6 protein-coding genes are annotated in these 6,015 nt (G+C 57.0%); 4 read left to right on the forward strand and 2 right to left on the reverse strand.

What is annotated here, in order from left to right; translation table 11 throughout:
* Nucleotides 1–781, forward strand: a 781-nt coding sequence (locus tag RMO15_RS20475; protein ID WP_309716241.1) for a His/Gly/Thr/Pro-type tRNA ligase C-terminal domain-containing protein, incomplete at its 5' end; no start/stop codon positions are given.
* A gap of 198 nt (nt 782–979) precedes the next feature.
* Entirely contained in the window at nt 980–1,900 is a 921-nt protein-coding gene (locus RMO15_RS20480) for a DUF1559 domain-containing protein (RefSeq protein ID WP_309716245.1), read from the forward strand.
* 55 nt (nt 1,901–1,955) lie between these two features.
* On the opposite strand, the gene RMO15_RS20485 is transcribed toward RMO15_RS20480, so the two are convergent.
* Nucleotides 1,956–2,357, reverse strand: a complete 402-nt coding sequence (locus RMO15_RS20485) for a hypothetical protein (protein WP_309716250.1) — start codon at nt 2,355–2,357, stop codon at nt 1,956–1,958.
* Between the two features lie 57 nt (nt 2,358–2,414).
* Between RMO15_RS20485 and RMO15_RS20490 the strand changes: the two genes are divergently transcribed.
* Together RMO15_RS20490 and RMO15_RS20495 are read left to right on the forward strand one after the other, a co-directional pair.
* The gene (locus RMO15_RS20490; protein ID WP_309716253.1) at nt 2,415–3,173 is read left to right on the forward strand and encodes an ankyrin repeat domain-containing protein; all 759 of its coding nucleotides are present in this window, start codon (nt 2,415–2,417) and stop codon (nt 3,171–3,173) included.
* A gap of 9 nt (nt 3,174–3,182) precedes the next feature.
* The gene (locus RMO15_RS20495; RefSeq protein ID WP_309716256.1) at nt 3,183–5,204 is read left to right on the forward strand and encodes a hypothetical protein; all 2,022 of its coding nucleotides are present in this window, start codon (nt 3,183–3,185) and stop codon (nt 5,202–5,204) included.
* On the opposite strand, the gene RMO15_RS20500 is transcribed toward RMO15_RS20495, so the two are convergent.
* Nucleotides 5,197–6,015 (reverse strand): hypothetical protein (locus RMO15_RS20500; RefSeq protein WP_309716259.1); only part of this gene is annotated, 819 nt, incomplete at its 5' end. The two genes, RMO15_RS20495 and RMO15_RS20500, sit on opposite strands and share 8 nt — an antisense overlap.

A 6,015-nucleotide genomic window follows, 5' to 3' on the forward strand; every position in this document is an offset into this window, starting at 1 on the left:
AGTCCACGACGAGTGGATTCAGGATCACATCGACTGGTGGGTGAACGTGGTGGGGCTGGATCGCGCTAAGATTGATCTGTTTGAGCACGTGAAGCTCGCGCACTACTCCAAGCGCACCGTGGACATTCTCTACAACTTCCCGACTCTGGGCTTTGATGAGCTCGAAGGAATCGCCAACCGCACCGACTGGGACTTGGGCTCGCACTCGCGCCAGCAGGAGACGCTGACTCTCTCGGACAACACACGTGAGAAAGTGATGCCCAACGAGCACTCGGTCGAGAAGCTGACGTACTTTGACCACGAGACGAATAAACATATCGTTCCCTTTGTGATCGAGCCCGCCGCTGGCGTAGACCGTGGCGTGCTGGCCGCACTCTGCGAGGCCTACGACGAGGAAGTGGTGGACGAGGCCAAGGGCGATATTCGCGTGGTGCTACGTCTGAAGCCCGCCCTGGCCCCAATCAAGGTTGCCGTCCTGCCGCTGGCCAAGAACAAGCCCGATATTGTCAATAAAGCCAAGGCGATCAAGAAGGCACTGCAAAACGAGCTCGGAATGCGCGTGGTCTACGACGATACGGCGGCCATTGGCAAGCTCTACCGAAGGCAAGACGAAGCCGGAACCCCATTCTGCATCACCGTGGACTACGACACCCTCGGCCAGAGCCGCGACGGCTCGACGGACTTAATAGACACCGTCACCGTGCGTGACCGCGACTCAATGGCTCAAGAGCGCATCGCGATCACAGACTTACTTGGCTACCTGCGGGCACGTCTGGTGTAGCCGAATCCTATCTGTCTCTCAGGCTGAGTTGCTTTCTGCAACTCAGCCTTTCTCTTTTCAAAAAAGAGAAATGAAAAAGATATTAAAAATACGATTTTTGAATCAGGAACTTTTTTTCGTGATTCATAGTATAGTCTTAATAGTTAGGAAACCTAAAGCTCTCACAAAAAAAGCTGGTTCCCTCTGAAAGGTTTTACTATGTCGTCTACAAAGTTACGTCCACGTGGATTTACGCTCATCGAGCTTCTCGTTGTCATCGCGATTATCGCGATTCTTGCCGCCATTCTCTTCCCTGTTTTTGCGCAAGCCAGGGAAAAGGCACGCCAGACTTCTTGTCTGTCGAATCAGAAGCAGCTAGGCACAGCAATGATGATGTACACACAGGACTACGACGAAGCGTTCCCGGTTGCCGTCGGTGCACTACAGGTAGGCACTGCTGTCTTCCCGCAGCACTGGGGCGCGGATCTGATCGGTGGCGTCAATGTGCCGGTTGCGATCGTGCCTGTGGGCGTTACGGTTCCGAGCCTGCTCAATCCCTACATTAAAAATGCCCAGCTCATCAACTGCCCGTCATCAGCGCAGCGCACTTCAGTGGCATCGGCTGCCGTTGCCTACATGTTAAATGACTTGGCCGTCGCGCAGTCTATGGCCTCCTTCAATGCTCCGGCGCAAACCGTTATCATGAGTGAGAGTAGCACCTCGACAGGCTCTCTTATGGGAAATCAGCCCATAAACCAGCTGCGTCTTAATGTAGGGCACGCGGTCAACCGAGTCATTAACTACAACAATCTGGGACAGGGTCCTGCTCCGATCGCAAGCCAACTTGTTGTCATTCCTGCCATCGCACGTCCTACCAATATCCTCTTTGATCAGGCCGACCTCGATGATGTCAACCGGCACTCGGGTGGTGGCAACTTCCTCTATGCCGACGGCCATGCCAAATGGGCAAAAGTCAATACCAATGCTGTGGGGATTCCACAAGGAGTCTTTTTCCCACTGGCTGGTCAGGTACGTACCAATGCGATCAATACAAACGGCGGCCCCGTGCTCGACAACATCAACGAGCCTGTTCCCGGTGGCCTGATGTACAACTACCAGGGCACCTTCCACCTAAACTAAAAGAGAAAAAACAAAAAAAGGGCAGGCATTGCAATGCCTGCCCTTTTTTTGTACACTACGACGAAGCGATGGTAGTATCGGTGCGATACTCGACACGGTCGTTGCCTTCGTGGTAGACAAAACGCAAAGAAAGACGGGCCTTGGCCTTAAAGTTCTTCACTTGCACGGGAAACTGAATCGCAATACCACCGTTGGTCTTGGGAGCATCCATGTCATTGAGAAAGATCTCATCGTTGCCGCTGGGAATCGCCACCATCGCACGCAGGTGCACGGGGGCATCGTTTTCATCCTTGAACTTCAGGTCTATCCAGATCTTACCCTCACTCAGACCTGCCCCGATGTTGACAGTCAGAGGCGAGAGCTTAGTTTCATCGTCGTTGATCTTACGAACCACTTGATCCCACTGGGAGGCTCTGCTAAAACTACGGATCCAATCTACTAAAATTACCGGGCTCATTTTTCCTACTTCCTGATAAAACTATATACCGTCACTTGGAGTGGCGAGCAAGTAAATATGATTCCACCCCCTGGCGACGATCTCGATCTTGACACGCTCGTACTGCAAGCCATCCGCTGGCGCGTCCCTGACCGGACCTATAAGACACGTGACTATCTCCACCAACATAGCTTAGTGACCATGGCCTGCGCGTGTCAGCGCCCCGATCTCCTCCAAGAGCTACTCCGTATCTGTCCGAAACAAGGACTCACCGAAGCACTAAACCAGGCGATCTGGTGGTACTCAGATGCCTGCGTCGAGCTGCTCCTCAAGGCAGGAGTTACCCCCACCGACAGCTCTCTGGGAGTCGTCCTCAAAGACGGTCGCCATGAGCTCTTTTTTCGACTACTAGATCACGGCGGCAACCTGCAAGCTCGCTTTCAGGGCGAGGCAAGCCTGCTACATCTGGCGGCAACACATAAAAATATCGAAGCCACGCTTGGGCTGATTCAGCGGGGCCTGTCCATAGACATTCAGGATGCAGGGGGGCGCACTCCGCTGATGAAAGTTTGTGAGCACGGGAGCCCGGAGACGGCAGTTCGTGGCCAGGAGCTCATGCTACAGCTCTTAGAGAACCGTGCCAGCCCCAATGCTCAAGACAAGCGCGGCATGACCGCTCTGATGCTCGCCGCAAGCACCGTAGAGCTCGAACAGGTTCGGCTTCTCTGCCTCGCGGGAGCTGATGCTACTCTCAAAAGCCACGCGGGCCTGCAAGCCTGGGAGTACGCGCTCAAGGCAGGCAAGACGGAGAACTCCTCGCTTCTGCGCACCGGGTAAACTACCCGCATGAAGCAACGAGCGACACTCCGTAAGATGCCGCTGCTCTCGCCCGAAATGGCAGCGGCGGGCATTACCCCAGGCGGCGAGGGTGGCCAGTGGCCCCGCGATCTGGTCTGGAGCAAACGCGGCCTCGCGTTGTGCATTGATGTCGGGGGGCTCTATCTCGATAGGGGCGACTCCACCGGCTGGAGCCTCTCGATGGAGGGCTTTCATGCGCGAGGCTGCAACACAATAGCCTTTGATCCCGAGGGAATGGGGCCAATGCTCGCCGTCGGAGGGAACTCCTCGGATTTTCAGCCCGGCTGGCTGGGTGGAAAAACGCCACATGGTCTTTATCGGTACACCAAAGAGCACCGCTGGGAGCAGGTTGTCCCCGTGACGGAGGGAACGGGGGGAAGGGTGTCCTACGATCCCTACAGCTACAGTGTGATCTCAGGCTGCTGTGGCGTAGCCTACTACCTCACTCCCAAGTCGGGACTGTATCTCTGTGATGATCTCTTTCAGCCGAGCCCGTTTGAGATCGGCAAGAAATGGGCAAAGCTCAGCGATCCCTTGGGTGGCGAAGACCGAGATGCGTATCTACGAATCGGGCCACAGTCAGGCGTGCTTCGGATTGATGATATAGCGAAGAATAAGGCAATTCTCAAGCGCAGTGACTACGTTCCCGGCATCGTCTGGATTGGCGGCAAGCGCGGCTTGCTTGCCTCGAAAGACGGCGGCAAGACGTTTATACAGATTCGGACGCAGGCTGTGTATGGCCTTGATGTTTTAGATAGTGGGCTAGTCTTTATCTCGGATGCAGGCGGCATTCATCAATCAACCGACGAGGGCAAGAGCTGGGCGACGCGGGCTGGTCGCGGGCTGGAGCAGAAGGGCAAGCCCGTGCAGAATATCCGGGTCAGTCCTGCCGATCCCAAGCGGATGCTCTGCTGGATTCAGGGCGACAACTGGCAGTGGGTGCGCTCGGTCAGCCACGATGGCGGCGAGAGCTGGCAGCCCATCAAGATCGAGAGCAAGAACTGCGTCCTGCCCAACAATGCCCGCAACGGCTACTTTGCCTGGTCGCACACGGATAAAAACACGGTCTACGGGATCGGCGGCGATATTGTCACCAAGTCCACCGACGGCGGCAAGACGTTCCAGTGGAGCGCCAATGGCTACAACGGGATCATGCTCGGAGGGCACTTTAACTTCTCCACCCACGCCCCGGACTCGGTCTTTCTCGCCTTTCAAGACTACAATGCCGCCGTGACCCACGACAATGGCAAGACCTGGCGCGTGTTCGATGCTAGCGGCAAGGGCTGGGGTGGCTTCTGCTACGGCGGGCACACTCCTGATGGCAAGACGCTCTACTATGGCGATGCGGAGAGCTGGGGCGGCAAGCGCCGCCTGCGGATTTCGTATAATGCCGGGCATACCTGGCAGTTTGTGGGGGATCTCACCTTCTCCGGCCCCGATGTGAGCTGCTCCGACCCAAGCAATAAAAACATCCTCTTTGCCAGCAACCTGCGCTCCGAAGACAGCGGCAAAACCTGGAAGCCGATGGCGGGCTGCGAGGGCATCTACACCCACACGGACAGCACGCTCTACGGCAAGAAAGGCCGCACACTTGTCCGCTCCACCGATCACGGCGCAAGCTGGCAAAGTGTCGCCGAGGCTCCTGCGGATATCTACGACATCGCGGTAGACCCCAAGCGCAACCGACTCTACGCCGCCTTACGAGACAAGCTACTCTTCTGGGAGGCGGGCAAGTGGCAGGAGCTGGACACGCCGCGCGATCAGTACGGCAACCGCCACGTCAAGACCGTCGCTGTAGACTCACAAAAGCCCGAGGTGCTCTATGTGGGCGGCTCCGCCGACATCTACGCCACCAGCGCGACGATCTGTCGCTCCCAAGACGCCGGAAAAACCTGGGAGAACCTCACCGCCGCTTCAGGGCCACGAGAAGTCAATGCTATCCGCGTCCACCCCAAGACCCGCGAGGTCTGGCTCAACGGCCAGTGCTACGGCATGTGGCGGCTTAGTTAATTTTAAAGATCAAGGGCTTACGCTCCTTGGGAGCAAGGGGCACTAAAGCGAGTGCTTCGTCTTCGGGGGCGCGTCCCAGCTCTTCTAGCATCGGCATGAGCTTGTACTTACGCTTGTTTTCTATGAGAAGCGTCTCATAGCGCTCGTTCCACTCGCTGCCCCGCCCCATTGCGATCTCTGCCGTCCGCACCACGGCGAGCCATGCCGCCGCGATTTCGTAATGTGCTGCCTGGTTCGTTGAGATAATCGGGGCGGCGGTTTTCAGACCAAAGTCGCGCACGGGCTGAGGTAGGTGCTCCACCACACGCGGGGCGAGGGCGAGGGCGTAGCTGCTACTGTAGCCACCCGAAGCAATCCCCCAGGCTCGCTCCCACTCTCTTTCTTCCAATAAGATCTCCAGCTGCTCGGCCTGCGAGCCACGCCACTCTAGAAGCTGCTTGAGGAGCCGCTCACGTGCGCTCTCGCGCTCCGTGGTTTCGAGCGAGGCGAGGTGTTCTTTCCAGATGCTCAGTGTCGGTGAGGTCAGAAGAAGCGCCTCCCGTGCTGCCCGGCAAGCCGCGTCGTCACTCTGTTTCTGGCCCAGCTCCAGCACCCGCTGAGCCAGTTGGGTAACCCCATGATAAGTTGGGCGACCATCTTCTCGGGGCGCTAGAAGCTGTGCCAGAAAGATCTTCCCAAGGCGTAACGCGGGAGCAGGGGCTTTATGCTGCAAGGTTGCCACGAGAGTCACGCACTCCTCACTGGAAAGCTCTGTTGCCTGCTTTGTTGCCACCCTCTCCATCTCGTCCAAGCGATCCAGGTGGGTCAGATA

This window comes from Armatimonas sp. (assembly GCF_031410135.1).
GTDB lineage: Bacteria > Armatimonadota > Armatimonadia > Armatimonadales > Armatimonadaceae > Armatimonas.

Coding starts and splice junctions, on each gene's coding strand:
- RMO15_RS20480 (WP_309716245.1), top strand. CDS start 980: ATGTCGTCTACAAAGTTACGTCCACGTGGATTTACGCTCATCGAGCTT.
- RMO15_RS20485 (WP_309716250.1), bottom strand. CDS start 2,357: ATGAGCCCGGTAATTTTAGTAGATTGGATCCGTAGTTTTAGCAGAGCC.
- RMO15_RS20490 (WP_309716253.1), top strand. CDS start 2,415: ATGATTCCACCCCCTGGCGACGATCTCGATCTTGACACGCTCGTACTG.
- RMO15_RS20495 (WP_309716256.1), top strand. CDS start 3,183: ATGAAGCAACGAGCGACACTCCGTAAGATGCCGCTGCTCTCGCCCGAA.